The 25,445-nt window shown below is 60.5% G+C and carries 25 protein-coding genes and 1 tRNA gene; 12 read left to right on the top strand and 14 right to left on the bottom strand.

All coding sequences use genetic code 11. The annotated features are described in order from the left end of the window. The first annotated feature begins 77 nt into the window (after positions 1-77). Positions 78-1,685 carry an ArnT family glycosyltransferase gene (locus FRT59_RS15545; protein ID WP_153871606.1) on the top strand — a complete coding sequence of 536 codons (1,608 nt, stop codon included), beginning with the start codon at positions 78-80 and terminating at the stop codon, positions 1,683-1,685. A 36-nt stretch (positions 1,686-1,721) separates the two neighbouring features. Here the strand turns inward: FRT59_RS15545 and FRT59_RS15540 are convergent, their stop codons facing one another. The 5 genes from FRT59_RS15540 to FRT59_RS15520 form a co-directional block, all read right to left on the bottom strand. Next, the gene (locus FRT59_RS15540; RefSeq protein WP_034117277.1) at positions 1,722-2,393 is read right to left on the bottom strand and encodes a hypothetical protein; all 672 of its coding nucleotides are present in this window, start codon (positions 2,391-2,393) and stop codon (positions 1,722-1,724) included. A gap of 174 nt (positions 2,394-2,567) precedes the next feature. Then, positions 2,568-2,643: transfer RNA gene (locus tag FRT59_RS15535), tRNA-Phe, on the bottom strand. A gap of 103 nt (positions 2,644-2,746) precedes the next feature. Further along, on the bottom strand, positions 2,747-3,019 hold the full coding sequence (locus FRT59_RS15530; protein WP_153871605.1) for an oxidative damage protection protein: 273 nt from the start codon (positions 3,017-3,019) through the stop codon (positions 2,747-2,749). Continuing rightward, the gene (mutY, locus tag FRT59_RS15525) at positions 3,016-4,083 is read right to left on the bottom strand and encodes an A/G-specific adenine glycosylase (protein ID WP_034117279.1); all 1,068 of its coding nucleotides are present in this window, start codon (positions 4,081-4,083) and stop codon (positions 3,016-3,018) included. The genes FRT59_RS15530 and mutY overlap by 4 nt, the downstream gene beginning before the upstream one ends. Then, positions 4,080-6,296: an AsmA family protein gene (locus tag FRT59_RS15520; RefSeq protein ID WP_153871604.1), complete on the bottom strand. Its 2,217-nt coding sequence runs from the start codon at positions 6,294-6,296 to the stop codon at positions 4,080-4,082. Before FRT59_RS15520 ends, mutY begins: the two co-directional genes overlap by 4 nt. Positions 6,297-6,620: 324 nt before the next feature. Between FRT59_RS15520 and FRT59_RS15515 the strand changes: the two genes are divergently transcribed. The 7 genes from FRT59_RS15515 (at position 6,621) to FRT59_RS15485 (ending at position 12,408) form a co-directional block, all read left to right on the top strand. Next, a complete protein-coding gene (locus FRT59_RS15515; protein WP_153871603.1) occupies positions 6,621-8,279 on the top strand; it encodes an OFA family MFS transporter in 1,659 nt (552 codons plus the stop codon). 257 nt (positions 8,280-8,536) lie between these two features. Continuing rightward, positions 8,537-9,133: an imidazoleglycerol-phosphate dehydratase HisB gene (hisB, locus tag FRT59_RS15510; protein WP_043047299.1), complete on the top strand. Its 597-nt coding sequence runs from the start codon at positions 8,537-8,539 to the stop codon at positions 9,131-9,133. Beyond that, the gene (hisH, locus tag FRT59_RS15505; RefSeq protein WP_034117282.1) at positions 9,133-9,771 is read left to right on the top strand and encodes an imidazole glycerol phosphate synthase subunit HisH; all 639 of its coding nucleotides are present in this window, start codon (positions 9,133-9,135) and stop codon (positions 9,769-9,771) included. Before hisB ends, hisH begins: the two co-directional genes overlap by 1 nt. Continuing rightward, complete coding sequence (locus tag FRT59_RS15500; protein WP_005783916.1) at positions 9,772-10,029, top strand: DUF2164 domain-containing protein; 258 nt, start codon at positions 9,772-9,774, stop codon at positions 10,027-10,029. Positions 10,030-10,068: 39 nt separating this feature from the next. Next, positions 10,069-10,806 carry a 1-(5-phosphoribosyl)-5-[(5-phosphoribosylamino)methylideneamino]imidazole-4-carboxamide isomerase gene (gene hisA, locus FRT59_RS15495; protein ID WP_003187784.1) on the top strand — a complete coding sequence of 246 codons (738 nt, stop codon included), beginning with the start codon at positions 10,069-10,071 and terminating at the stop codon, positions 10,804-10,806. 9 nt (positions 10,807-10,815) lie between these two features. After that, positions 10,816-11,586 (top strand): imidazole glycerol phosphate synthase subunit HisF, encoded by a 771-nt coding sequence (hisF, locus tag FRT59_RS15490; RefSeq protein ID WP_034117283.1) that lies wholly within the window; start codon positions 10,816-10,818, stop codon positions 11,584-11,586. A 66-nt stretch (positions 11,587-11,652) separates the two neighbouring features. Further along, entirely contained in the window at positions 11,653-12,408 is a 756-nt protein-coding gene (locus FRT59_RS15485; protein WP_153871602.1) for a substrate-binding periplasmic protein, read from the top strand. Positions 12,409-12,445: 37 nt separating this feature from the next. Here FRT59_RS15485 and FRT59_RS15480 read toward each other — a convergent pair whose 3' ends face one another. The 4 genes from FRT59_RS15480 to gpmI all read right to left on the bottom strand — a co-directional run bounded on the left by FRT59_RS15480 (position 12,446) and on the right by gpmI (position 17,527). Next, entirely contained in the window at positions 12,446-13,219 is a 774-nt protein-coding gene (locus tag FRT59_RS15480; RefSeq protein ID WP_153871601.1) for a divergent polysaccharide deacetylase family protein, read from the bottom strand. Between the two features lie 2 nt (positions 13,220-13,221). Beyond that, positions 13,222-14,538, bottom strand: a complete 1,317-nt coding sequence (locus FRT59_RS15475) for a S41 family peptidase (protein ID WP_153838656.1) — start codon at positions 14,536-14,538, stop codon at positions 13,222-13,224. Between the two features lie 30 nt (positions 14,539-14,568). Continuing rightward, positions 14,569-15,864: a murein hydrolase activator EnvC family protein gene (locus FRT59_RS15470; RefSeq protein WP_034117287.1), complete on the bottom strand. Its 1,296-nt coding sequence runs from the start codon at positions 15,862-15,864 to the stop codon at positions 14,569-14,571. A gap of 136 nt (positions 15,865-16,000) precedes the next feature. Next, entirely contained in the window at positions 16,001-17,527 is a 1,527-nt protein-coding gene (gpmI, locus tag FRT59_RS15465) for a 2,3-bisphosphoglycerate-independent phosphoglycerate mutase (protein WP_034117288.1), read from the bottom strand. Between the two features lie 151 nt (positions 17,528-17,678). Here gpmI and FRT59_RS15460 point away from each other — a divergent pair, with 151 nt between their 5' ends. From FRT59_RS15460 to secB, 3 genes are read left to right on the top strand one after another with little or no spacing between them, the layout of a single operon-like run. Next, entirely contained in the window at positions 17,679-18,092 is a 414-nt protein-coding gene (locus FRT59_RS15460) for a rhodanese-like domain-containing protein (RefSeq protein WP_034117289.1), read from the top strand. A 1-nt stretch (position 18,093) separates the two neighbouring features. Continuing rightward, complete coding sequence (grxC, locus tag FRT59_RS15455; RefSeq protein WP_034117290.1) at positions 18,094-18,348, top strand: glutaredoxin 3; 255 nt, start codon at positions 18,094-18,096, stop codon at positions 18,346-18,348. 42 nt (positions 18,349-18,390) lie between these two features. After that, positions 18,391-18,870 carry a protein-export chaperone SecB gene (gene secB, locus FRT59_RS15450; protein WP_034117291.1) on the top strand — a complete coding sequence of 160 codons (480 nt, stop codon included), beginning with the start codon at positions 18,391-18,393 and terminating at the stop codon, positions 18,868-18,870. A gap of 119 nt (positions 18,871-18,989) precedes the next feature. Here the strand turns inward: secB and FRT59_RS15445 are convergent, their stop codons facing one another. Beyond that, positions 18,990-19,445, bottom strand: a complete 456-nt coding sequence (locus tag FRT59_RS15445) for a tRNA (cytidine(34)-2'-O)-methyltransferase (RefSeq protein WP_153838658.1) — start codon at positions 19,443-19,445, stop codon at positions 18,990-18,992. Here FRT59_RS15445 and FRT59_RS15440 point away from each other — a divergent pair. Then, a complete protein-coding gene (locus FRT59_RS15440; protein ID WP_034117293.1) occupies positions 19,444-19,884 on the top strand; it encodes a hypothetical protein in 441 nt (146 codons plus the stop codon). The two genes, FRT59_RS15445 and FRT59_RS15440, sit on opposite strands and share 2 nt — an antisense overlap. A 449-nt stretch (positions 19,885-20,333) precedes the next feature. Here FRT59_RS15440 and ntrC read toward each other — a convergent pair whose 3' ends face one another. The 4 genes from ntrC to glnA all read right to left on the bottom strand — a co-directional run bounded on the left by ntrC (position 20,334) and on the right by glnA (position 25,296). Beyond that, complete coding sequence (gene ntrC / locus FRT59_RS15435) at positions 20,334-21,770, bottom strand: nitrogen regulation protein NR(I) (protein ID WP_153838660.1); 1,437 nt, start codon at positions 21,768-21,770, stop codon at positions 20,334-20,336. Then, positions 21,767-22,852, bottom strand: coding sequence for a nitrogen regulation protein NR(II) (gene glnL, locus FRT59_RS15430; protein ID WP_034117295.1), 1,086 nt, complete (start codon positions 22,850-22,852; stop codon positions 21,767-21,769). The genes ntrC and glnL overlap by 4 nt, the downstream gene beginning before the upstream one ends. A 386-nt stretch (positions 22,853-23,238) precedes the next feature. Then, entirely contained in the window at positions 23,239-23,775 is a 537-nt protein-coding gene (locus FRT59_RS15425) for a chorismate mutase (RefSeq protein WP_153871600.1), read from the bottom strand. Positions 23,776-23,889: 114 nt separating this feature from the next. Beyond that, positions 23,890-25,296 (bottom strand): glutamate--ammonia ligase, encoded by a 1,407-nt coding sequence (gene glnA, locus FRT59_RS15420; RefSeq protein ID WP_065885748.1) that lies wholly within the window; start codon positions 25,294-25,296, stop codon positions 23,890-23,892. Positions 25,297-25,445 lie beyond the last annotated feature (149 nt).

Genomic DNA, 25,445 nt, shown 5'->3' with positions numbered 1-25,445 from the left:
GTTCAGGTTTGTTCAGGCGCTATTCAGGGATGTGTTCGGCACCATACGCCAGCGCTTCCCACCTGACAGGTCACTTGATGGATCATCGCAACCGTTTTCGCTTGGAGTCACTGGGCGTTTTTCTGATCGCTCTATTGCTGTTCACGTTGGGAATCTGGGATCAGCAGCCCCAGGGATTTGACGGGCGTTGGGCGCTGTTCCTGCAGGAAATGTGTCGCCATGGCGCGAGTCTTTTCCCCACCACCTACGGCCAGCCGTACGCGGATTACCCTGGCACGGCGACCTTCTTCAGTTTTGTATTCGCCCGCTTGTTCGATGCGCCGAACCATCTGGCCAATGTGCTGCCCACCGCACTCGCGTCGGCCGGTGTGATTGCGCTGATGTACCGCCTGCTGGTGCCATTGAGTCGCCCATGGGCGTTGCTGACGGTGCTGCTGACGCTGCTCACTGCCCAGCTGCTCGAAAAGTCGCGTTCGGTCTGCCTGGACCAGATGGTCGCGCTGCTGTGCGTCGCCAGCTTCTATCTGCTGCACAGTGGAGAGCGCCTGGGGTCGCGACTGAGGCTATGGGCAGTGTTCCCGTTGTTCGTCCTGGCCTTTGCGATTCGTGGGCCGCTGGGGTTGATTGAGGTCTGCGGGGTGGTGTGTGTGTACTGGGCGCTGGGCAGGCCGGACGAGCGGGTCCGGCAGGTGTTGATCCACGGCTTTATCGGCCTGGTCCTGCTCGCGGCGTGTTGGTGGCTGTTGATGAAGCTCGCGCGATTCAGCGGCGGCGATGCCTTTGCCGATGAGGTGTTCAAGATGCAAGTCGGCGGGCGCCTGGATGAGTCTGGCGAGCCGTTCTACTTTTATTTCCAGCTGAGTTTGTACCGCTATTTCCCGGTGGTGCCGCTGGCGTTGGCCACTCTGGTTGCGCTGCGCCATCGCTGGCCTGAGCGCTGGGCCAATGAGCAACTGCAACTGCTGGTGCGCCTCGGGGCCTGTGGCTTGATGATTCTGCTCGGCTTGTCGGTGCCGCATTTCAAGCGCGCTTATTACATCTTGCCGATGGTGCCGATGTTTGCGGCTGTCGCGGCTTATGGGCTGCTTCAGGCGCAAGGCTGGCTGGTGGGCGTGCGCCGTGGTTACGAAGGGCTTGTCGCAGCGCTACCGGCGTTGTGCGTGGTCGTGTTGTTTGTGTGTCGGCACGCCTGGCAAAAGCAGGGCTACTGGCCGGACATTTCTTTGCCGCTGATGATCGGCGTGCTAGTGGTGCTGCAGGTGGCGGCGTTGATCGCCTGGCGCCGAGCGTTGCGGTTGGTGTGGCTCAGTGTGATTGCACTGGCGGCGCAGTGGCTGTTGCTGGTGACGGTGATAGAGCCGGCCAAGGACCTGCAATTCGACACCCGGCGGTTTGTCAGCCAGGTGGAGGCGTTGCGTGAATCGCAGCCGGGGCCGCTGGTGTTTGTCGACCTGGCTCGGGACACCTGGGCGGTGCGTTACATGATGAACCTGGATCACGACGAGCTGCCGCTGTTTGTCGGGCGTCATGAGCTTGAGAAGCTGAGAGTGCTGCCTCGGCCATCCTGGGTGATTGTGTCGCGTAAGGAGACTGCGCTGTTGAAAGGGTCGCCGGTGGAGCAACTGAGCCCGAGCTTTGAGGGCCGGTTGAATGACAATCCGCTGATGGTGTTTTTGCTCAGGTGAAGCGGCCCTCGTACGGAGGGCCTGTCCAGCTGCTGATTACTTGCAGCGGTAACCCTCAGGCATTGTAACGGTGTAGTTGCGCTGCACCCGGTCCTGGAAGTTCAGGTTCTGCAGGCCCTGCTGCACCAGGAAGGCTTCGACTTTGGCGGCTTGGCAATCTTCGTTATAGGACGACGCCCGCAGCAGGTACACCGCGCGCCGGCTCACTTCGTCCCGAGCCGTGGCGGTAAAGGTGGTGAGGGTGGTGTAGCCGGTTCGCTCCGAGGTGCCTACCGGGCCATAGCTGGTGTTTGGGGTGCTGGTGCAGGTCAGTTGGTCGGTTTTTTTCTTGTTCTTCTTGCACTGTGTGGTGGTGCTGGTTGCCACTTGTCCGTATTCGGTGGCGGTGTAGCGATAGGTCACCTGTTTGCTGCCGATATCAAGGCTGATGGTCATTTTGATCGGCGCATGGTTCTTGGGCAGGGTGGTGTCGGTAAAGACATTGCGAAAACCCTGGTCCTTCATGGCGCTGACCATGTCGCGCAGGTAGTAGCGGGCATTCAGCGCGTTTTCGTCGCTGCCACCGGTGGCTGTCACCAGCACTGTTGCCTGGCGGTCAAAGTGGTAGTCGGGATCAGGCGTTGCGTTGATTGCTACGTCCATTTGCGTGGCGCATCCACTGAGCAGTGAGGTCAGCAGTAATAGCGTGCAGAGCAAGAGGCGGGTCATGGAAAAAACCTTACAACTGAGAATTTGGTAAAGGCTGAACGATTGAGCCCAGTGAAAAACAACCCTCAATCGTCCTGCTGCGACATTGTGACCGGTAGTGCTCCGGTCGCCATTAAATCGCAGGCAATAAAAAACCCCAAGGAATCATCTTCGCTTGGGGTTTTTCGGTATTAGTGGTGCCCAGAGACGGAATCGAACCGCCGACACGGGGATTTTCAATCCCCTGCTCTACCGACTGAGCTATCTGGGCAACGGGGCGCATTAAACGGGTTTTTCAGGGGGTCGTCAAGCAAGTTTTCAAAAAATATTTAATTATTACCGTCGCTTACGTGCCAACCCCGGTTTTTGATCAATTATTGAGCAGGCGGCACGTAGCCGTCGGCCTTGGCGTAATCCTCGCCAGAAAAGAACTTGTCCATTTCGCCTTGCAGATATTTACGGTCATCGGCGTTCATCATGTTCAGGCGTTTTTCGTTGATCAGCAGGGTCTGGTGTTTTTGCCAGTCTGCCCAGGCTTTGGCGGAAACGTGTTCGAAAATGTCCTGGCCCTTGGCGCCCGGGAACGGTGCGCGCTCCAAGGCAGGCAATTCTTCGTGGTACTTGCGGCAGATGATGGTGCGGGTCATGACGAAACTCCTGCGTTCAATACGTCGGCCGCGCGCTTCAGCAGTTTTTTCACCGGGGCAGCAAGGCCCAGGCGCGGCGGGGTGGCGAGGTTATACCAGAGCCAGTCGGCCTCGGCCACGTGATGGGCGGATTCCTCGACCTGGACCAGCCAGGGTTCGATGGCCAGTTGGAAGTGGCTGAAGGTGTGGACCAGCCCAGGTAGTTCCTGATGCTTGCCCAGCGCCAGCGCGTGCTGGTTGGCCAGGTGCTCGAGGTCTTCCAGGTCGTCCAGCTCCGGCAAGCTCCACAAGCCGCCCCACAAGCCCGTAGAAGGGCGACGGTAAAGGAGGATTGCGCCTTCGGCGTTGGCCAGCATTGGCATCAGCGTACGCTTCTGGGGAATGGTCTTGCGCGGCTTGGGGATCGGGTAGCGCGTCTCCAGGCCAAGCATGTGGGCTTCGCAGCCTTTTTCCAGCGGGCACAGCAGGCAACTGGGTTTGCTGCGGGTGCAAAGGGTGGCGCCCATGTCCATCATTGCCTGGGTGTAGGCGTTGACGCGGGTCTGGGGGGTGAAGCGTTCTGCCGTGGCCCACAGCTGCCTGGCCACCTTGGGTTCGCCTGGGTAGCCCTCTTGCGCGGTAAAGCGCGCCAGTACGCGTTTGACGTTGCCGTCGAGGATCGGCGCACGCAGGCCCATGCTCAGGCTGGCAATCGCGCCAGCGGTGGACAGGCCGATGCCAGGCAGCTCGGTGAGCTTTTCGACGTCGCGAGGAAACTCACCGCCGTATTCGGCCACTACGATCTTGGCGGTCTTTTGCAGGTTGCGCGCGCGGGTGTAGTAGCCCAGGCCGGTCCACAGGTGCAGTACTTCGTCTTCCGGCGCGGCGGCCAGGGCTTCGACCGTCGGCAGGGACGCCATGAACCGGTCGAAGTAATTGAGCACCGTGCTGACCTGGGTCTGTTGCAGCATGATCTCTGAAACCCACACCCGGTAAGGCGTGATGCCCTGTTGCCAGGGCAGGTCATGGCGGCCGTGACGGTCGTACCAGTCGAGTACCGCCGTTGAAAACTGCTCGTCTCTCATCGGTTGAACAGGCCTTTCAATGCGTCCTTGAGCTTTGGGTTGACCTTATCGAGCTTCTCTTCCAGCTTCTCGTTAAGGCGATTGCCGGCAGCCTTGAGGGCGACCTGACCAAGGCCGTCCTTGTCCAGGCGGCAGGCCTTGGCACCCAGCTCCAGCGGGCCACGGCAGCGCAGCGGCACTTCAATGCCCTGGAAGTTGGTACCGACCTGGCAGGCCGGGTCCGGTACGTCGCGTTTGTCGCCTTCGACGATGATGCCGAGACGGTAGTCCATACCCAACACGCGCAAGTCGAGATCCCCATTGCCATTGACCGTCAGCCCTGGGATACGCACTTTCAGGTCGGGGTTGCTGGCCACGCCGTTACGGAAGGTCAGGTTGCCGCGCAGTTCCTGGAATGGCGTGTCCTTGCCCGGTGGCGTATTGCTCAGGGTCTTGCGGTTGAGCAGGGCGATACCGGTGCAGACCTGTTGCTCGATGTTGGCGTTGAGCAACACGCCGTTATTGATCACGAAGCTTGCGGTGCCGTTAAGGCTGTCGATCAGCGCTTTCTGGCTGTTACCCCGGCCGGTGAGGTTGCTGTCCAGAGTGACCTGGCCTTTCACCGGCGGGTTTTTCCCCTGGGCCTGCAGGATCCGTTCGACCGGTACTTGCTTGATGTGGGTTTGCAGCGCCAGCAACGGGAGGTCCTGGCGCACATCGAGCGTGCCGTTGGCCTGGAAGGTGCCGTTGTAGAGGCCGCCGCTCAGGGTGTCGAGCTTGAGCTGGCCGTCGATGCCCGAGGCTTTCAGTGCCGCGTTCTGAATCGGCAACTTGCTCAGAGTCAGTTGGCCGAAGGTCAGGTCGGCGTTGACATCCAGGCTGCGCAGACGGGTCAGCGGCAGCAACTTGTCGGTGCTCCAAGCGGCTTTGGTCGGTGCGTCCGGCAATGGCGTGCTGCCCCCGGCCGCCATGGCGCCGGCTTCGCTGCTTTGCACTTCGGCCTGGCGTGCAGCGGTTGCGCCTTTGGCGGCTTCGGATTTGGCCGGCAGGTAGTTGTCGGCGTTGAAGGTATCGCCTTTGAGCTGTACGCGCAGGGACTGCTTGGCTAAATCATCCACCGCAATACGGCCGGTGAAGGTGCTTTCGTCGAGTTTCAGGTTCAAGTCTTCGAGAGCGACGCTGGTGGGCGTGCCCGTGAGACGGCTCACCAGTTCGACCTTGCTCAGGCTGCCCGGGGCCATGGCCGGCAGTGGGTGGCCGACGCTGTCGAGAAACTTGGCCAGGTCAAACTGGGCGATGGACAGCGCGCCGTTGAGTTGCGGGGTCTTGTCCAGGTCGTTGACCTTCAGTTCGCCCAAGGCGCGCAGCTGGTTGGCCGAGAGTTTCAGGTTGGTCCATTCGGCGACGTTGGCCGCCAGGTCCACCAGCAACTGGCCCTGGGTGGAGAAACTCAGGGTCTTGCCTTGCAACGGCTCGCCGGTGGCTTCGCCGCTCCAGCGCATGTCTTCGAACTGGTAGCGCTTGAGGGCGCGCTGAATGCGCAAGTTACCGTTCAGCTCGGTCTTTACGCGCATCAGCGGCTGGTTGCTGCCCAGGAACGCGGTGAGTTTCAGCGGAATGCTGGCACCTTCGTGGATGGCACCGGCACTCAGCTGGATGCTTTCGGCGCTGAATTGCTTGCCGGTCTGTTCGTCGCTGTATTCGACGCGGGCGTTGTTGATGGTCAGGCTGTCGATGTCCAGGCGGATCGGCTGCGGTGGCTTTTCCGGCTTGGTTTCAGCCACCGGCTCCACTGGCGCGGGTGCGGGTGCCTCGGCAGTCGCATCGGGTAGGTTCTTGCCGATGTCTTCCCAGTTGCCGTGGCCTTGTTTGTCGCGGTTCAGGCGCAGGTTCAGGCCTTCGACACGCACATCGCTCATCTGCACTTCGCGGCGCAGCAGCGGCAGCACACGCACCGACAGGCCGAGCATCTGCAAATCGGCGAAAGGTTGAGTCGGTGCGGTCAAGGTCGCGACGCTGGCCTCGTGCAATTCCAGGCCCAGCCAGGGGAACAGGCTCCAGCCGATATCGCCATTGAGCGTCAGCTCGATGTGGGCCTTGTCGCGGGCTATCTGGCGAATTTCTTCTTTGTAGTCGTTGGGATCGAAGAGGTGGGTCAGGGCAAAGCCGAGCGCCACAATGATCAGCAACAGCCCGAGAAGTACCAGACCCAGGATTTTGCCGAACGCTTTCATGGGCGAGTCCTTGTATGTCGATTTCAAAATTTAGCCGCAGAGTATAACGCCCGACGGCCTGCGTCAGTTCACGGATCGTTACATTGTATCCAGGGGCGCTTAAATAGGATTTTGACGTCAGAAAAATCAGAGAATCCAAAAAAGGTAGTGGCAGTTTGATTTTTCTGTCATCCACTGGTGCTAATCTCTGCACGTTCGTCCGCCTTCTGCGACTTAACGTCGCGCCTAAATGGAGCTTTACTCAACAAAACGGCCACGCTTTGCGTGCAAGGCCGAGGGAGAGAGCGCCTGACGGATGCATACTAATAACTGGGGGAAACACCAATGAGCACTAGCACTGTGGCCGGCGCCGCCGCACAGCCTGCGTTCCTGTCCAAGGAACGCATCATCGCCAAGCCGGGGTTCAACCGCTGGCTGGTTCCACCGGCCGCCCTGGCCATCCACCTGTGTATCGGCATGGCCTACGGCTTCTCCGTATTCTGGCTGCCATTGTCCAAAGCGCTGGGTATCACCACACCGGTCGCCTGCGCGCCGGACATGGGCTTCATCGCCCAAGTCTTCTCGTCCCAATGCGACTGGCCCATTTCCATGCTGGGCTGGATCTACACCCTGTTTTTCATCTTCCTGGGCTGCTCGGCAGCGATCTGGGGCGGCTGGCTGGAACATGCCGGGCCACGCAAGGCCGGTGTCGTCTCGGCGCTGTGCTGGTGTGGTGGCCTGCTGATCTCGGCGTTGGGCATTTATACCCACCAGATCTGGCTGATGTGGATCGGCTCCGGGGTCATTGGTGGTATCGGCCTGGGCCTGGGCTATATCTCGCCCGTATCGACCTTGATCAAGTGGTTCCCGGACAAGCGCGGCATGGCGACCGGCATGGCGATCATGGGCTTTGGCGGCGGCGCGATGGTGGGTGCACCCCTGGCCGCAGCGCTGATGGGCCACTTCTCTTCGCCGACCAGCGTGGGCGTATGGCAGAGCTTCGTGGTCATGGCGGCGATTTACTTCGTGTTCATGATTGGTGGTGCACTGCTGTACCGCGTTCCGCCAACTGGCTGGAAGCCTGAGGGCTGGACCGCGCCGGCGAAAAAAGCCAGCAATGCGATGATCACTCACCGTCATGTACATGTGAACGTCGCGTGGAAAACCCCGCAATTCCGCCTGGTATGGCTGGTGTTGTGCCTGAACGTATCGGCCGGTATCGGCATCCTCGGCATGGCGTCGCCACTGTTGCAGGAAGTGTTCGGCGGCAAGCTGCTGGGGGTTGATGTGCCATTTGGCCAACTGGATGCAGGTCAGCTTGCCTCCATTGCGGCCATCGCCGCTGGCTTTACCGGGCTGTTGAGTCTGTTCAACATCGGTGGCCGGTTCTTCTGGGCGTCGTTCTCCGATTACCTGGGGCGTAAAAACACCTACTTCGTGTTCTTCGCCCTGGGCTTTGCCCTGTACGCGCTGATCCCGAACCTCGGACACCTGGGTAACGTAGCGCTGTTCGTGGCCGCGTTCTGCATCATCCTGTCGATGTACGGCGGTGGTTTTGCGACCGTTCCGGCTTACCTGGCTGACCTGTTCGGTACCCAGATGGTCGGTGCTATCCACGGTCGCCTGTTGACGGCCTGGGCAGCGGCGGGCGTATTGGGCCCGGTACTGGTGAACTACCTGCGTGAATACCAGTTGAGCATCGGCGTTGAACGCGCTGCGGCCTATGACATCACCTTGTATATCCTCGCGGGTCTGCTGGTGCTGGGCTTTATCTGCAACATGCTGGTACGCCCGGTGGCCGACAAGTACTTCATGACCGACGCTGAACTGGCCGCCGAGCAGGCGCTGGGGCATGACAAAGGCGCTGATGCGACCACCGTGCTGGAGTGGAAAGCGTCCGCCGGCAGCAAGCCGTTGGCGATAGCCGCCTGGTTGGTGGTGGGTATTCCGTTGGCGTGGGGTGTGTGGGTGACCCTGCAGAAGACCGCGGTACTGTTCCACTAACACTGCAAAACCCTTGTGGGAGGGGGCTTGCTCCCGATAGCGTTAGGTCAGTCAGCCACCATGCGACTGAGCTACCGCCATCGGGAGCAAGCCCCCTCCCACATTGGATGTGCAGAGTTTTCATAAGTGGGTCCGTACTTGTATGCACATGTCTATCCCCGACACCCCATCAGTCTTATCCCCTTCGATGTTTCTGTTTGGCGCCCGCGCCCCTATAATGGCTGCCTTTTTCGCCCAATGATTTTGCGGAGCTGGTGATGGCCGAACGTAAGGCGTCTGTCGAGCGCGACACTCTGGAAACCCAGATCAAAGCCTCGATCAACCTGGATGGCACCGGAAAGGCCCGATTTGATATCGGTGTCCCTTTTCTTGAGCACATGCTGGACCAGATCGCCCGTCATGGGCTGATCGACCTGGATATCGTCGGCAAAGGCGACCTGCACATCGACGACCACCACATGGTGGAAGACGTGGGCATCACCCTCGGCCAGGCCTTTGCCAAGGCCGTCGGCGACAAAAAAGGCATCCGTCGCTACGGCCATGCCTATGTGCCGCTGGACGAAGCGCTGTCGCGAGTGGTCATCGACTTCTCCGGCCGCCCAGGCCTGCAGATGCACGTGCCCTACACCCGTGCCAACGTGGGCCGCGGCTTTGACGTCGACCTGTTCCAGGAATTCTTCCAGGGCTTCGTCAACCACGCGCTCGTCAGCCTGCACATCGACAACCTGCGCGGCACCAACACCCACCACCAGATCGAAACCGTGTTCAAGGCTTTCGGCCGCGCATTGCGCATGGCCGTGGAGGTCGATGAGCGCATGGGCGGGCAAATGCCTTCGACCAAGGGCGTTTTGTAATGCAGACGGTCGCCGTTATCGATTACGGCATGGGTAACCTGCACTCGGTGGCCAAGGCCCTCGAGCACGTAGGCGCCGGCAAGGTGCTGATCACCAGCGATGCCAATGTGATTCGTGAAGCTGACCGCGTGGTATTCCCGGGTGTTGGCGCGATTCGTGATTGCATGGCCGAGATCCGCCGCCTGGGCTTTGACAGCCTGGTGCGCGAGGTCAGCCAGGACCGCCCGTTTCTGGGTATCTGCGTGGGCATGCAAGCCTTGCTCGACAGCAGCGAAGAGAACGAGGGTGTCGACTGCATCGGCCTGTTTCCAGGCCAGGTGAAGTTCTTCGGCAAGGACCTGCATGAAGACGGCGAACATTTGAAAGTCCCGCACATGGGCTGGAACGAAGTGCGCCGCACCGTCGACCACCCGCTGTGGCACGAAATCCCGGACATGGCGCGTTTCTACTTCGTGCACAGCTACTACATCGCCGCCGGTAACCCGCGCCAGGTGGTGGGTGGCGGGCACTATGGCGTCGACTTCGCCGCAGCGCTGGCCGAAGGTTCGCGTTTTGCCGTGCAATTCCACCCGGAGAAGAGCCATACCCATGGCCTGCAATTGCTGCAAAACTTCGCCGCGTGGGATGGTCGCTGGTAAATGGCCAAGAAACCGAAGCCGCCGATCTTGAACCTCACGCCCGAGCAGGAGCGTGAGGCCACCGACAAGATCAAGCGTTTCATGGAGGACCGCTTCGAGCTCAAGCTGGGCTCGTTCGAGGTCGCCGAGATTCTTGAGTTGTTCACCACCGAAGTGGCGCCGCACTATTACAACAGGGCGATTTTCGACACGCAGACGCTCCTTAAAGAAAGGTTCGAAAGCATCGAAAGCGACTTGTGGTCGCTTGAGAAACCCTGATTTCCCAAGCATTGCTGAATTTCGAATAAGGTTTGCCAGATGCTGATTATCCCCGCTATCGATCTCAAGGACGGCGCCTGCGTACGTCTGCGCCAAGGCCGTATGGAAGACTCCACCGTGTTCTCCGATGACCCGGTGAGCATGGCCGCCAAATGGGTGGAAGGGGGCTGCCGTCGTCTGCATCTGGTGGACTTGAACGGTGCCTTCGAAGGCCAGCCGGTCAATGGCGAGGTGGTGACCGCGATCGCCAAGCGCTACCCGAACCTGCCGATCCAGATCGGCGGCGGTATCCGCTCCCTGGAAACCATCGAGCATTACGTCAAGGCCGGCGTGAGCTACGTGATCATCGGCACCAAGGCCGTGAAAGACCCCGCCTTCGTTGCCGAAGCCTGCCGGGCGTTTCCGGGCAAAGTGATCGTGGGTCTGGACGCTAAAGACGGTTTCGTCGCCACCGACGGCTGGGCTGAAATCAGCACCGTGCAAGTCATCGACCTGGCCAAGCAGTTCGAAGCCGACGGCGTGTCCGCCATCGTTTATACCGACATTGCCAAAGACGGCATGATGCAGGGCTGCAACGTGCCGTTTACTGCTGCGCTGGCGGCCGCCACCAAGATTCCGGTGATTGCTTCCGGCGGTATCCACAACCTGGGCGACATCAAGTCGCTGCTGGACGCCAAGGCGCCCGGGATCATCGGCGCCATCACCGGCCGTGCGATCTATGAAGGCACTCTGGACGTTGCCGAAGCCCAGGCTTACTGCGATGCCTACAACGGCTGAGGACTGACCATGGCGCTGGCCAAACGCATCATCCCTTGCCTGGACGTCGACAACGGTCGCGTGGTCAAGGGCGTCAAGTTCGAGAACATCCGAGATGCCGGCGACCCGGTGGAAATCGCCCGTCGCTACGATGAGCAAGGTGCCGACGAGATCACCTTTCTCGACATTACCGCCAGCGTCGACGGCCGCGACACCACGCTGCATACCGTGGAGCGCATGGCCAGCCAGGTGTTCATCCCGCTGACCGTCGGCGGCGGCGTGCGCACCGTGCAAGACATCCGCAACCTGCTCAACGCCGGTGCAGACAAGGTCTCGATCAACACTGCAGCCGTGTTCAACCCAGAGTTTGTCGGCGAAGCCGCGCAGCACTTTGGTTCACAATGCATCGTGGTCGCCATCGATGCCAAGAAAGTCTCCGGCCCGGGCGAAACCCCGCGCTGGGAGATCTTCACCCACGGCGGTCGCAAGCCAACCGGCCTGGACGCGGTGGAGTGGGCGATGAAGATGGAGGCCCTGGGCGCCGGTGAAATCCTGCTGACCAGCATGGACCAGGACGGCATGAAAAACGGCTTCGACCTGGGCGTAACCCGCGCTATCAGCGATGCCCTTGGCATTCCGGTGATCGCCTCCGGTGGTGTTGGCAACCTGCAGCACCTGGCCGACGGCGTGCTCGAAGGCCACGCCAGTGCGGTGCTGGCGGCGAGTATTTTCCACTTTGGCGAATACACTGTGCCCGAGGCCAAGGCCTACATGGCAGCACGCGGTATCGTCGTTCGCTAAACGCTGCTGGACACCATGGCAGGCTCGCGGCACTCTCTGCGCTTGCCATGGATTCCGGTAGCCTTCATGTTCAAGCACCTGCTGCTCGCCCTCGCCAGTACCTCCATGCTCATGGCCGGTACGGTCCAAGCCGAAGAACCGTCTGACGCCTCTCTGGTGTTGCTGACGGAAAACTTCCCGCCCTACAACATGGCGAAAAACGGCAAGAACTTCGCCAAGGACGAGAACATCGAAGGCATTGCCGTGGACATCGTGCGCGAAACCTTCAAGCGTGCTGGCATTTCCTACAATCTCACCCTGCGTTTCCCTTGGGAGCGAATCTACAAACTCACCCTGGAAAAGCCGGGCTACGGTGTATTTGTCATGGCACGGCTGCCAGACCGTGAAGCCTTGTTCAAATGGGTCGGCCCCATCGGCCCAGACGACTGGGTGCTGCTGGCTAAAGCTGACAGCAAGATCCAACTCAGCGACCTTGAGCACGCCCGCGCCTACAAGATCGGCGCCTACAAGGGGGATGCCATCGCCGAAACGCTTGATAAGCAGGGGCTCAACCCTATTGTCGTGTTGCGTGATCAAGACAATGCGCAAAAGCTCATGGACGGCCAGATCGACCTGTGGGCCACCGGCGACCCGGCTGGGCGTTACCTGGCGCGTCAGGTCGGTGTGACAGGGCTCAAGACCGTGTTGCGGTTCAACAGCGCGCAGCTTTACCTTGCGTTGAACAAGGATGTGCCGGACGAACTGGTGGCCAAGCTGCAGGTTGCGCTGGACCAGCTGCGCAAAGACGGCGTCGTCGACGAGATCATGGCGCGTTACCTCTAACTGGCAAGCACCACTGTGGGAGCTGCGCCATCTTGATCTAGCGGTAAATACCGTTCTTGCCGTGCCCGGCCATGGCCTGATTGCTGCGCACGCTGATCATCAGTTTGATATCGATCCAGTCGACGCCCTGGGCCTTGAGCTTGGGCAGCTCGCGCTCCAGCACCGCTAGGGTCTGTGGGTAAGGATGCCCGATCATCACTGCCGACCCTTGTTTATGCGCCAGCTTGATTGCGGTTTGCAGTTGGGTGGTAATCGCCGCCTCGGTGCGTTCGTCATCAAGGAACACATCCCGCGATACATGGGCCAGGCCGATCTTCTGCGCCTGGGCGGCAGCGACGGTTTGCGCGCTGGTACGGCTGTCCACAAAGAACTTGTGGCGCCGTTGTAGCTCGGCCATCAACCACGCCATCGCCTCTGGCTGCGCCGTCATGCGGCTGCCCATGTGGTTGTTGATGCCGGCGGTATAGGGCACAGCCTGGAACGCGGCGTCCAGGCGCTTGCCGAGTTCTTCCACAGGCAGGCCCGGGTGCCAGGCAAACGGACCGGTGGCCGGGTCCATGGGCATGTGCAGGATCACAATCTTGCCCGCCTTGTGGGCCTCGCGGGCAAATTCGGCGGCGTGGGGCGTGTCGGGCATGATAGCCGTAGTCACCGGCCCAGGTAGGGCCAGCACGCGACGATCCCGCGGCAGGTTTTGCCCCAGGTCGTCGATGATGAGGGTCAGGTAGGCTTTATGTGGCTCGCTGGCAGGCGCCGCGTGGGCGACGCCTGCCAGGCTGCACAACATAGCGATGATCAGGGCAAATCGCATGATCAACGGCTGCGGGTGATGCTCAGGCCTTTAAGCAGGCTCAGCGCCTGGGCCAGTTGGTAGTCATCGTCCTGCGGCATCGGCTTGGCCTTGGCGCCGCTGCCGGTTGGCTGGTCGGCGCCGCCGTTGCCATTGCCCAGGTGGCCTTGCAGGTCGGCCTCTTTGTAGTACTCGCCGTCAATCTCATTGGTGATCTTGGCGCGGCGTACCTCGATGTCCGGCACAATGCCCTGGGCCTGGATCGAGCGGCCGTTCGGCGTGTAGTACAGCGCCGTGGTGATCTTCAGCGCACGCTCGTTGTTCAACGGCAATACCGTTTGTACCGAGCCTTTGCCGAAGCTGGTGGTGCCCATCAGCACGCCGCGCTTGAGGTCCTGCAGGGCACCGGCGACGATTTCCGAAGCCGAGGCGCTGCCGCCGTTGATCAACACGGCCAGCGGCACGTTCTCGCTCAGGTCGTTGCCGGTGGCCGAGAAACGCAGCTCGGAGTTGGCGATACGGCCCTTGGTGTAGACGATCAGGCCCTTGGTGACGAAGTGGTCGACCACTTCGACTGCCGATTGCAACACGCCGCCGGGGTTGTTGCGCAAGTCGAGCACGATGCCGTTGAGTTTCTTGCCGTTGTCTTTGCGCAGCTTGGCCAGGGCCTTGGCCACTTCGTCGCCGGTCTTGACCTGGAACTGAGTGATGCGGATGTAGCCGTAGCCTGACTCCAGCAACTGGCTCTTCACGCTCTTGACCGTGATGGTGGCGCGGGCCAGGGTCACGTCAAACGGGTTGCCGCCGTCGCGTACCAGGGTCAGGGTGATCTTCTGGCCGAGTTTGCCACGCATCTTGTCGACGGCTTCGGTCATGGTCTGGCCGCGGGTCGGCTGGCCGTTGATCTTCACGATCAGGTCGCCAGCCTGGATGCCGGCCTTGGACGCTGGGGTGTCGTCGATGGGCGAGACCACTTTGATCTGGCCGTCCTCGGAGCCCACTTCGATGCCCAGGCCACCGAACTCGCCGCTGGTGCTTTCCTGCAACTCGGCGAAATCTTCCGGGCCCAGGTAGGCGGAATGCGGGTCGAGGTTGCTGAGCATGCCCTTGATGGCATTTTCCAGCAGGGTCTTGTCGTCTACGGGTTCGACATACGCTGCCTTGATGCGGTCCATGACCTCGGCGAAGGTGCGCAGCTCGTCCAGCGGCAACGGCGCCTTGGTGGTCGCGGCCATGGCGGCGGGTGCAGCCGCAGCGGCCTGGTCGGCAAAAGCCAGAGGCGCGCCGATCACCAGGGCGATCGTCAGGGCCAGCGAAGTGAGGCGGGACAAATGCAGCATGTCGAACGAACTCCTAATGTAGATGCGACCCTATCCTTGGGATCTGCACCATTGTGCAGGGTCGCTCGGGCGGCCCTGCTGACGAATAGCGAAGTACAGCGCCGGGGTGTCCTGGCCGCCACTGTTACCGACAGTGGAGATGGATTCACCGGCTTTTACAACATCACCTGCCGACTTGAGTAATGTCTGATTGTGGCCGTAAAGGCTCAAATAGCCATTGCCGTGGTCAAGAATCACCAGCAAACCAGCGCCGCGCAGCCAATCGGCAAACACCACGCGCCCACCGTGGACAGCATGGACCTGGCTGCCGGCAGAGGCGCTGATCATCACCCCATCCCACTTGGCGCGGGTGTCATCGCCACGGGTTTCGCCGAAGCGTGCCAGTAGTCGACCATCAACAGGCCATGGAAGTTTGCCCCGGGCTGATGCAAAAGGGCCGCCGAACGACTCGCCGCTGCTGGAAACCAGCGGGCCAGGGGCTGTGCGCGCCGGTTTACGTGGTGCTGGCGCGTCACTGGTGGCAGCCAGTTCGGCCTCACGCTGGCGCTTTTTTTCCGCTTCCTGCTGGGCGATCAGCGCTTTTTGCCGCGCTTCTTCGGCCTCGCGTGCCTGGCGGGCCAGGGTTTCTTCGATGGTCTTGAGCACTTTGGCCAGGTCGGCCTGGTCCTGCTCGCGGGCCTGGAGCTTGGCGTCGCGGGCCTTTACATCACTGTTGAGCTTGGCCAGGGCTTGCTGGCGTTCCTTGCGTACCTTGTCCAACTGATCGCGCTGGGTATCCAGGGCGCTTTTCTGATCGAGCAGCTGTGATTGCTGGTCGGCAATTTCCTGTTCGACATTGGCCAATTGGCGCAGGGTTTCGTTGAAACCCTTCAGTTGCGCCAGGCGCGCCTGGCTCAGGTAGTCGTAATAGGTGAGGGTACGGGCGAATTTTTCCGGGTTCTGCTGGTTGAGCAGCAGCTTGAGGTATTCCTGGCGGCCGCTCTGGTACGCGGCACGGGCCTGGATCGCGATCAGGCGTTGCTGTTCAACGCGTGCGCTCTGGAGTTTTTTTTTCTCAGCGTCGAGTCGCTCCAGTTCCGACTCGCTCTTCTTTAGTTCTTTTTGCAGCTCCTGGACCTGCTTCTCGAGCTTGCCCATTTCGGTTTCGGTGCCGCGCAGGTCTTTCTGCACCCCGGATTTTTCTTCCTGGAGCTTGCCGAGCAGCTTTTTCAGCTCGGTAATGTCCTGACGCGTAGCGTCCAACTGTTGTTGGGTTTGTGCGCGCTCATCGGCAACAGCCGGTTGGAGCAGGCAGACAAGAGCGAGGGTAATCAAGGCGCGAAGCATAGAGGCGGGCGACACCAGGGAAAGGGACGGCCTAGTATGCCCGCCAAGCGCCGCAAAAAAAACGCCTCAAGGCCAACTGCTTTGAGGCGTTCGTCATAAAAAGCCGTTTATGGCAATTTAATCGGGTGTTTAGTGCTTAAACCAATATCGAAGTGCCAGTCATCTCCGCCGGCTTCTCCAACCCCATCAGCATCAACATGGTCGGCGCGACATCGGCCAACACGCCGCCGTCACGCACTTTCAGATCGCGTTTGCCAACGTAGATGAACGGCACTGGCTCGGTAGTGTGGGCGGTATGCGCCTGGCCGGTGGATTCGTCGGACATTTGCTCGCAGTTACCGTGGTCGGCCGTGATCAGCGCTTCGCCGCCGACTTTTTCCAGGGCGTCGACGATACGGCCGACGCACAGGTCCAGGCATTCCACGGCTTTAACGGCTGCTTCCAGGTTGCCACTGTGGCCGACCATGTCACCGTTGGCGTAGTTGACCACGATCACGTCATAACGCTGGTGCTCAATGGCGTCGACGATTTTGTCGGTGACTTCGGGTGCGCTCATTTCCGGTTGCAGGTCGTAGGTCGCGACTTTTGGCGACGGGATCAGGATGCGTTCTTCGCCCGGGAACGGTTCTTCGCGGCCACCGGAGAAGAAGAAGGTCACGTGGGCGTATTTCTCGGTCTCAGCGATGCGCAGCTGGGTCTTGCCGTTTTTCGCCAGGTAGTCGCCCAGCACGTTTTCCAGGCTGCCCGGGGCGAACGCCGACGGGGCCGGGATGTTGGCGGCGTATTGGGTGAGCATGACGAACTCGACTTTCGGCTGGCGCGCGCGTTCGAAGTCTTTGAAACCGTCATCGACGAACACGTGGCTCAGCTCGCGGGCACGGTCGGCACGGAAGTTCATGAACACCACGGCGTCGCCGTCTTCGACCTTGACCGGCTCGCCGATGGTGGTGGCCTTGACGAACTCATCGCTTTCGCCACGGGCGTAGGCTGCTTCCAGGCCTTCCTGGGCGGTGGCGGCATTGAATTCGGCCTGGCCGTCGACGATCAGGTTGTAGGCCTGGGACACGCGGTCCCAACGGTTGTCGCGGTCCATGGCGAAGTAGCGGCCTACCAGGCTGGCGATGCGGCCTTTGCCGAGGGCGGCGAAAGTGGTGTCGAGCAGTTCGATGGACGATTGCGCGCTTTTCGGCGGGGTATCACGGCCGTCGAGGAAGGCATGCAGGTAGATCTTGTCGGCGCCGCGCTTGAAGGCCAGTTCGGCCATGGCCACCAGGTGGTCCTGATGGCTGTGTACGCCACCGTCCGACAGCAGGCCCATGAAGTGCACGGCTTTGCCGGCCGCGACTGCTTTATCCACCGCCGCGCAAATAGTCGGGTTCTCGAAGAACTCGCCGTCGCGGATCGATTTGGTCACGCGTGTGAAGTCTTGGTATACCACTCGTCCGGCGCCGAGGTTCATGTGGCCGACTTCCGAGTTGCCCATCTGGCCGTCCGGCAGGCCCACGTCCATGCCTGAACCGGAGATCAAACCGTTGGGAACGGTGGCGGCCAGGCGGTCCAGCACTGGCTTGTTGGCCGAGTACACGGCGTTGTCGTGGTGGCTTTCACTGTGTCCGAAGCCATCGAGAATTATCAGGACCAAAGGTTTAGGCGTAGTAGTCATAGATCCTCTCGCGGCGGTAATAAAGGAAGACAATTGAAAAGGGAGTGGCAGTTTAAAGCGAAGTTCCAACCACGTCACCGCTTTACGGGGGTTGGCCCCCCCTGGCGGCTGTGTATACTTACCGCCATTTTAACGCCCTGGAACCTCCTTGATGGTTGATCACCTGATTGCATTTGCCACTGCCCACTACCTGCTTGTGGGTGCCTTCGTCATCCTGCTGGCGCTGCTGATCGCTCATGAACTGAGCCGCGGTGGTCGCAGCCTGAGCACGTCGGAGCTGACCGCGCTGGTCAACAAGGATGAGGCCGTTGTCGTCGATATTCGCCCGGTCAAGGATTATGCCGCCGGCCATATCGTTGGCGCCCTGAACATTCCCCAGGACAAGCTGATCGCGCGCTTGGCCGAGCTGGAAAAATACAAGGCCAAGACCATCATCCTGGTCGACGCCCAAGGCCAGCACTCCGGTACCCACGCCCGCGAGATGCTAAAGACCGGCTTCACCGCCGCCAAGCTGTCGGGTGGTATCAGCAGCTGGCGTGGCGATAACCTGCCGCTGGTGAAGTGATATGAGCCAGGTTGTCGTTTACTCCAGCGATTATTGCCCTTTTTGCATCCGAGCCAAGCAGTTGCTCCAGAGCAAGAAGGTGGCCTTCGAAGAAATCAAGGTCGATGGCAAGCCCCAGGTGCGCGCCGAAATGGCCAAGAAGGCTGGCCGCACGTCGGTCCCGCAGATCTGGATCGGCGCCAAGCACATCGGTGGTTGCGATGACCTGTTCGCCCTTGAGCGCGCCGGTAAACTCGACGCGCTGCTGCTCGTCTGACTCCTAAACCCTTAAAGACCCCAAGATAAAGAAGGATCTGCGATGACTGACCAACAGAACACCGAAGCAGCTCAAGACCAAGGCCCACAATTCTCGCTGCAGCGCATCTACGTGCGTGACCTGTCGTTCGAAGCGCCGAAAAGCCCGGCTATCTTCCGCCAGGAGTGGACCCCAAGCGTTGCGCTGGACCTGAACACCCGTCAAAAAGCCCTGGAAGGTGACTTCCACGAAGTCGTGCTGACCCTGTCGGTCACCGTCAAGAATGGCGACGAAGTGGCCTTCATCGCAGAAGTGCAACAGGCCGGCATCTTCCTGATCCAGGGCCTGGACGAAGCGTCCATGAGCCACACCCTGGGCGCGTTCTGCCCGAACATCCTGTTCCCGTATGCCCGTGAGACCCTGGACAGCCTGGTCACCCGTGGCTCGTTCCCGGCGCTGATGCTGGCACCGGTGAACTTCGATGCCCTGTACGCTCAAGAGCTGCAGCGCATGCAACAGGAAGGCGCACCGACGGTTCAATAAGTCGACGCAATAAAAAATGTGGGAGGGGGCTTGCCCCCGATAGCGGTGGACCAGTCACATAAGTGTTGACTGACACTCCGCCATCGGGAGCAAACCCCCTCCCACATTTGTTTTGCGTGTTACTTGAAGCCGAGTTGGCGCCAGCCTTCATAGACGGCAACGGCTACGGTGTTCGACAGGTTCAGGCTGCGACAACCCTCGCGCATCGGCAGGCGCAGGCGATGGCCTTCCGGGAGCGCATCGAGTACTTCGGCCGGCAGGCCACGGCTTTCCGGGCCGAACAGGAAGGCATCGCCTTCGGCAAAGCTGGCATCATGAAACGGCCGCGAGCCCTTGGTGGTGAACGCAAACAAGCGTGGGTGCCCCAGGCTTTCCAGGCAGCTTGCGAGGTCTGAGTGGCGCTTGAGGGTGGCGTACTCGTGGTAGTCCAGCCCGGCGCGGCGCAGGCGCTTGTCGTCCATGTCGAACCCCAATGGCTCGATCAAATGCAGGTGGCAGCCACTGTTGGCGCACAGCCTGATAACGTTGCCGGTATTCGGCGGAATTTCTGGTTGAAAAAGGATGACGTGAAACATGCACGGCTCCGAAGGCAAAGATGCGCTGCATTCTACCCTCGAAGAGGATCCCAGGCCGAAGCTATTGCCGAGGGTTTTGGGTTCGTTGGCGATTGTCGGCTTGATGGTCGGCTTGATGATTGGTCGCCTGACCACCCCGGACCCGGTCGAACTGCTGGAGGTAATGCCTGCGGTCGACGGTGTGGTGGTGTGGTTCAACAGCGAGCCCAAGCTGCACGGCGAGCATATCGACGGCACCGTGGCGCTGTTGTTCGACGCGTTGGGCAAGCCGGCGAGTGGGCAGCTCAAGGTCAATGACAAGGATGTGAACTGGCGGGTACGAAAAACCGATGGGGGCTTGCTGCTGAACCTGGTGGCTGCGCGGCCGTTGCGCGGCGAGTGGGGCGGGGAAAAGGTCGAGGGCCGCTGGCGGCTGGAGGTCCATCTCCAAGAGCAATAAAAGAGGGAGTTCCCGGCCTGCCTGTACCAGGGCTCCCAAAAGCGTGAAGCCCAGGGGCTTCGTATAAAAGAGGGGATTCTCGGCCTGCCTGTACCAAGGTCCCCGAAACTGGGTAGTACCAGGGTTATTGCAGGGCGCGTGCCAGAGTCGTCGAGTTGTGCCAAATAATTTTTTCAGAAAGCGCAAAGCCCCGGGTTACGGGGCTTTGGTGTTTTCGGTGTGCAAGGTTTTCTGAGCTGTTCGGTTGTTTCAGCGTTGAAAGGCTTGCCCGATGCCGGTTCATGGTGCATCGAAGCGGTGCACAATCCTGGAGCCTTGTAGAGATCCAAATGTGGGAGGGGGCTTGCTCCCGATAGCAGTGGGTCAGTCATAACATCTGTAACTGATACACCGCCATCGGGAGCAAGCCCCCTCCCACATTAGATGTTCAGTGGATCAGGGATGTGTGATCAGCCCTCATCACCCTCTTCATCATCCCCGCCATCCACCTTCATCCCCAACTCCTTGATCTTGCGCGTCAGGGTATTGCGCCCCCAACCCAGCAACACCGCGGCATCGCGGCGGCGGCCGGCGGTGTGCTTCAAGGCGGTCTCGATCATGATCCGCTCGAACGTCGGCACGGCGCTGTCCAGCAGGTTGGACTGGCCGCGTGCCAGGGCCTGGTCGGCCCATTGGCGCAGGGCCTGTTCCCAGTTGGTCACCGGTGCCGAGTCTTGCGGCAGGCTCAGCAGCTCCGGCGGCAGGTCGCTGATATGCACTTCGCGCCCGGACGCCATCACGGTGATCCAGCGGCAAGTGTTCTCCAACTGACGCACGTTGCCGGGCCATGGCAGGTTCTTCAGGTATTCCTCGGTCTCGCTTTTCAGCAGTTTCGGCTCTACGGCCAGCTCCAGGGCTGCGCGGCTGAGGAAGTGGCGGGCGAGAGTCGGAATGTCTTCGCGACGGTCCGACATGCGCGGGATATGAATGCGGATCACGTTAAGGCGATGGAACAAGTCCTCACGGAATTTGCCCGCGTGCACCAGGGTTTCGAGGTTCTGGTGCGTCGCCGCGATGATGCGCACATCGACTTTGACCGGCGTGTGCCCGCCAACGCGATAAAACTCACCGTCCGCCAGCACCCGCAGCAAGCGGGTTTGGGTATCGGCCGGCATATCGCCGATTTCATCGAGGAACAGTGTGCCGCCGTCCGCCTGTTCAAAACGCCCGCGCCGCAGGTTGGCGGCGCCGGTAAACGCGCCTTTCTCGTGGCCGAACAGCTCGGACTCCATCAAGTCCTTCGGAATCGCCGCCATGTTCAGCGCGATGAACGGCGAGGCCGCCCGAGGGCTGTGGCGGTGCAGTGCATGAGCCACCAGCTCTTTGCCGGTGCCCGATTCGCCGTTGATCAGCACGGTGATGTTGGAGTGGCTCAAGCGCCCGATGGCGCGGAACACTTCCTGCATCGCCGGCGCTTCACCGATGATTTCCGGGGTGCGGGTCAGGGCAGGCGGGGCTTCCTGGTTTTGCTGTTCCTGGGCATGCTGGTTGGCACGCTTGACCAGCGCCACGGCTTCGTCCACGTCGAACGGCTTGGGCAGGTATTCAAAAGCGCCACCCTGGTAGGACGCGACAGCGCTGTCCAGGTCCGAGTGCGCGGTCATGATGATCACCGGCAAGCGCGGGTGCTGCTCGCGGATGCGTGCAAGCAAGTCCAGGCCACTGGCGCCGGGCATGCGGATGTCGGAGATGATCACGTCGGGCTGCTGGCGCGCCAGGCGGCTCATCACGCCGTCGGCGCTGTCGAAGCTTTGAGTGGTCATGCCTTCCTGTTGCAAGGCTTTCTCCAAGACCCAGCGGATAGAACGGTCGTCATCGACGATCCACACAGTTTCACTACGGCTCATGTCGATGGGGCTCCTTGTTCCAGAGGCAGAAAGATCGAGAAGGTGGTGTGGCCAGGATGGCTTTCACATTCGATCAAGCCCTGGTGCTGGCTGATGATGTTCTGGGTAATGGCCAGGCCCAGCCCGGTACCGTCCGGGCGGCCGCTGACCATGGGAAAGAAGATGGTTTCCTGTAGTTCCGCCGGAATGCCCGGGCCGTTGTCGATGATCTCGACCTTGGTCACCAGGCGATGGCGCACATGGCCGATGGTGAACTGGCGCAGGGCGCGGGTACGCAGGCTGATGCGGCCCAGGCGCAGCTCGTTCTGGCTGCTGATGGCCTGCATGGCGTTGCGCACGATATTGAGCACCGCCTGGATCATCTGCTCGCGGTCGATCAATACGTCGGGAATGCTTGGGTCGTAGTCACGTACCAGGGTGATGCAGCCTTGGCTTTCGGCCTCGACCAACTGGCACACGCGCTCGAGCACTTCGTGCACGTTAGTCATCGCCAGGGACGGCAGCTTGTTGGAGCCGAGCATACGGTCCACCAGGTTACGCAAGCGGTCGGCCTCTTCGATGATGACGTTGGTGTAGTCCTTGAGATGCTCCTCCGGCAACTCGCGGGCCAGCAACTGCGCGGCGCCGCGAATTCCACCCAGCGGGTTCTTGATCTCATGGGCCAGGCCACGCACCAGCATCTTGCTGGTCTCTTGCTTGGACAGTTGCGCTTCTTCCTTGGTGATGCGCAGCAAGCGGTCACGCGGATGCACTTCGAGCAACAGCAGGGTGGCGCCGTTGCTCAGGATTGGGGTCACGGCGTAGTCGACCGTCAGGGTCTGGCCGGTGAGGGCGGTCAGCATCGCCTCGCGCTTGGTGAACGGGTGTGCTTGCTCCACTGCCTGGCGCAATGAGCTCAAGGCTTCGGCCGACTCGGTGAACAACTCGCTGATGAACTGCCCATGGCTGCGCTGGCCGCTGATGGCCAGGAGCATCTCCGCCGCCGGGTTCATGTACTCAAGGCGCAAGTCGGCATTAAGCAGGATGGTCGCGGTGGTCAGGTTGTCGAGTAACAAACGGTGCAGTGCATCGCTGATGGTCATCGGGACCTCTTTTGGAGCAAGGCGCGGGCTTGAGGCACACGCTGATACAAGGAAAATGCAAAAACCAAACCAAAGCTCCGAAAAGAAGCGTTCAACCCATGAAATGGGGGGTTGAGGCGCGAAACTGTGGCGTTCTGCCGGCTTCATCGGGAAGATTCGAACCAAAATGGGCTGTGCCTGCGGGGAGGGTGCAACCTATCGCACCAATATAGTGCGGTTTTGTGAAGGTTGCTCAGGAGGCTGCCAGAGATGGCCCTGAATGCATACAGTCCAAATGTGGGAGGGGGGCTTGCTCCCGATAGCAGGGTGTCAGTCAGCATATTCATCAACTGAACCACCTCTATCGGGAGCAAGCCCCCTCCCACATTTAAATCGGATTTTCAGGTCTAGCCTTTGTAGATACACAGCTCGGCTGTGGCGCGGATCATGGCGAGTTGGCGGGTGGAGTCATTGAGCGGCTCATGGATGGCGGCGGCCAGCCACTGCGGGCACTGCGGGTCGCTGCGCTGCGGGGTGAAATCGGCCAATTGTTCAAGCAGGCGTTTTTGCAGTTGATCCAGTTGCGGGCGAATCTGCTTGATCAGGTCCGGGCGCGACTCGTCAGGTGCCTTGCCCTGGAACTGCCAGTCGGACAAGTGGGTGTATTGCACCAGTTTGTTCGCCTCGATCTGCGCTGAGAAAAACTGCTCGGCGGCGGCAGGCTCCAGCTTGTACTCCGGCGCCTGGGCGATGACGCTGGCGAGCACTTCTTGCTCGCGTTTCTTATCTTCTACGGGCTTTTTGCTGTCCCATTTGCTCAAGGCCACCTGGTCGGCAATGGTCAGGCGTTCGGCAATGCTGTTGAGCAGTGGCTCAAGGGCTGGTGGGGCGGCGCAAGCACCGGCGCTGACGAACAGCAGGGCGAACGCAAGTCGACGTTTCAATGGTGATCTCCTCGTGGGGGGCTTGCTGATGTGAGGTAGCGTAATCCCCAGGCAAAAAAAAGACCTCCCGGGGGAGGTCTTTTTCGTCACGCCACGTTAAGTAGCGCTACCGGATCAGCAGCTGTAGTACAGCTCGTATTCCAGTGGGTGTACGAAGGTGCGCACCTTGATTTCTTCTTCGCTTTTCAGCTCGATGTAGGCATCGATGAAGTCGTCGCTGAATACGCCGCCTTTGGTCAGGAACGCACGGCCCTTGTCCAGTTCTTCCAGGGCCTCTTTCAGGCTGCCGCACACTTGTGGGATCTCTTTGGCCTCTTCAGGCGGCAGGTCGTACAAGTTTTTGTCGGCGGCATCGCCTGGGTGGATCTTGTTCTGGATACCGTCCAGGCCAGCCATGACCAGGGCAGCGAAGGCCAGGTACGGGTTGGCCGCTGGATCCGGGAAGCGGGCTTCGATACGGCGAGCGCGAGGGCTGGACACGTAAGGAATACGGATCGAGGCGGAACGGTTGCGAGCCGAGTAGGCCAGCATTACCGGTGCTTCGAAACCTGGCACCAGACGCTTGTAGGAGTTGGTCGACGGGTTGGTGAAGCCGTTCAGGGCCTTACCGTGCTTGATGATACCGCCGATGAAGTACAGGGCAGTGTCGGACAGGCCGGCATAACCTTCGCCAGCGAAGGTGTTCTTGCCTTCTTTGGCGATGGACAGGTGAACGTGCATACCCGAACCGTTATCGCCATACAGCGGCTTAGGCATGAAGGTAGCGGTACGGCCGTAGGCATCAGCCACGTTGTGTACGCAGTACTTCAGGGTTTGTACTTCGTCAGCCTTGGCTACCAGGGTGTTGAACTTCACACCGATTTCGTTCTGGCCGGCAGTGGCCACTTCGTGGTGGTGAACTTCGATGACCAGGCCCATCTCTTCCATGGCGTTGCACATGGAGGTACGGATTTCGTGGTCGTGGTCGAACGGCGGAACTGGGAAGTAGCCACCCTTGACACCTGGGCGGTGGCCTTTGTTGCCGCCTTCGATGTCCTGGTCGGACATCCAGGAACCCTGTTCGGAGAAGATCTTGAACATGGAGCCGGAGATGTCGGACTTGAACTTGACCGAATCAAAGATGAAGAATTCTGGCTCCGGGCCTACGAATACGGTGTCACCGATACCGGTGGACTTCAGGTATTCCTCGGCACGCTTGGCGATCGCACGTGGGTCGCGGTCGTAGCCTTGCATGGTCGAAGGCTCGATCACGTCGCAGACGATGATCAGGGTTGGGTCTTCGGTGAACGGGTCGAGCACGGCAGTGCTGTCGTCCGGCATCAGGATCATGTCGGAGGCTTCGATGCCTTTCCAGCCAGCGATGGAGGAGCCGTCGAACATTTTGCCTTCTTCGAAGAAAGCATCATCCAGCGCGTCGCGAGCCGGCATGGTCACGTGGTGCTGAGTGCCTTTTGTGTCCGTGAAGCGCAGATCAATCCATTTAACGTCATGATCTTTGATGAGTTGAACCGACTTCGACATGGTGTCCTCCGGGTGGCTTCGGGCTGGGTAGTGGAGTAGCCCTTAGAATGTGGGTGATGCCGGCGCGGATACTCCGCCATGGCAACCTGCCTCACAAGAGAGCAAATTGCATGCCAGTGCGCCAACATGGCCGTTTTGCCTCAAAATGG

The sequence above is a fragment of the Pseudomonas haemolytica genome (genome assembly GCF_009659625.1).
GTDB classification, from domain to species: domain Bacteria; phylum Pseudomonadota; class Gammaproteobacteria; order Pseudomonadales; family Pseudomonadaceae; genus Aquipseudomonas; species Aquipseudomonas haemolytica.
This window is presented reverse-complemented; position numbering and strand designations above follow the sequence as displayed.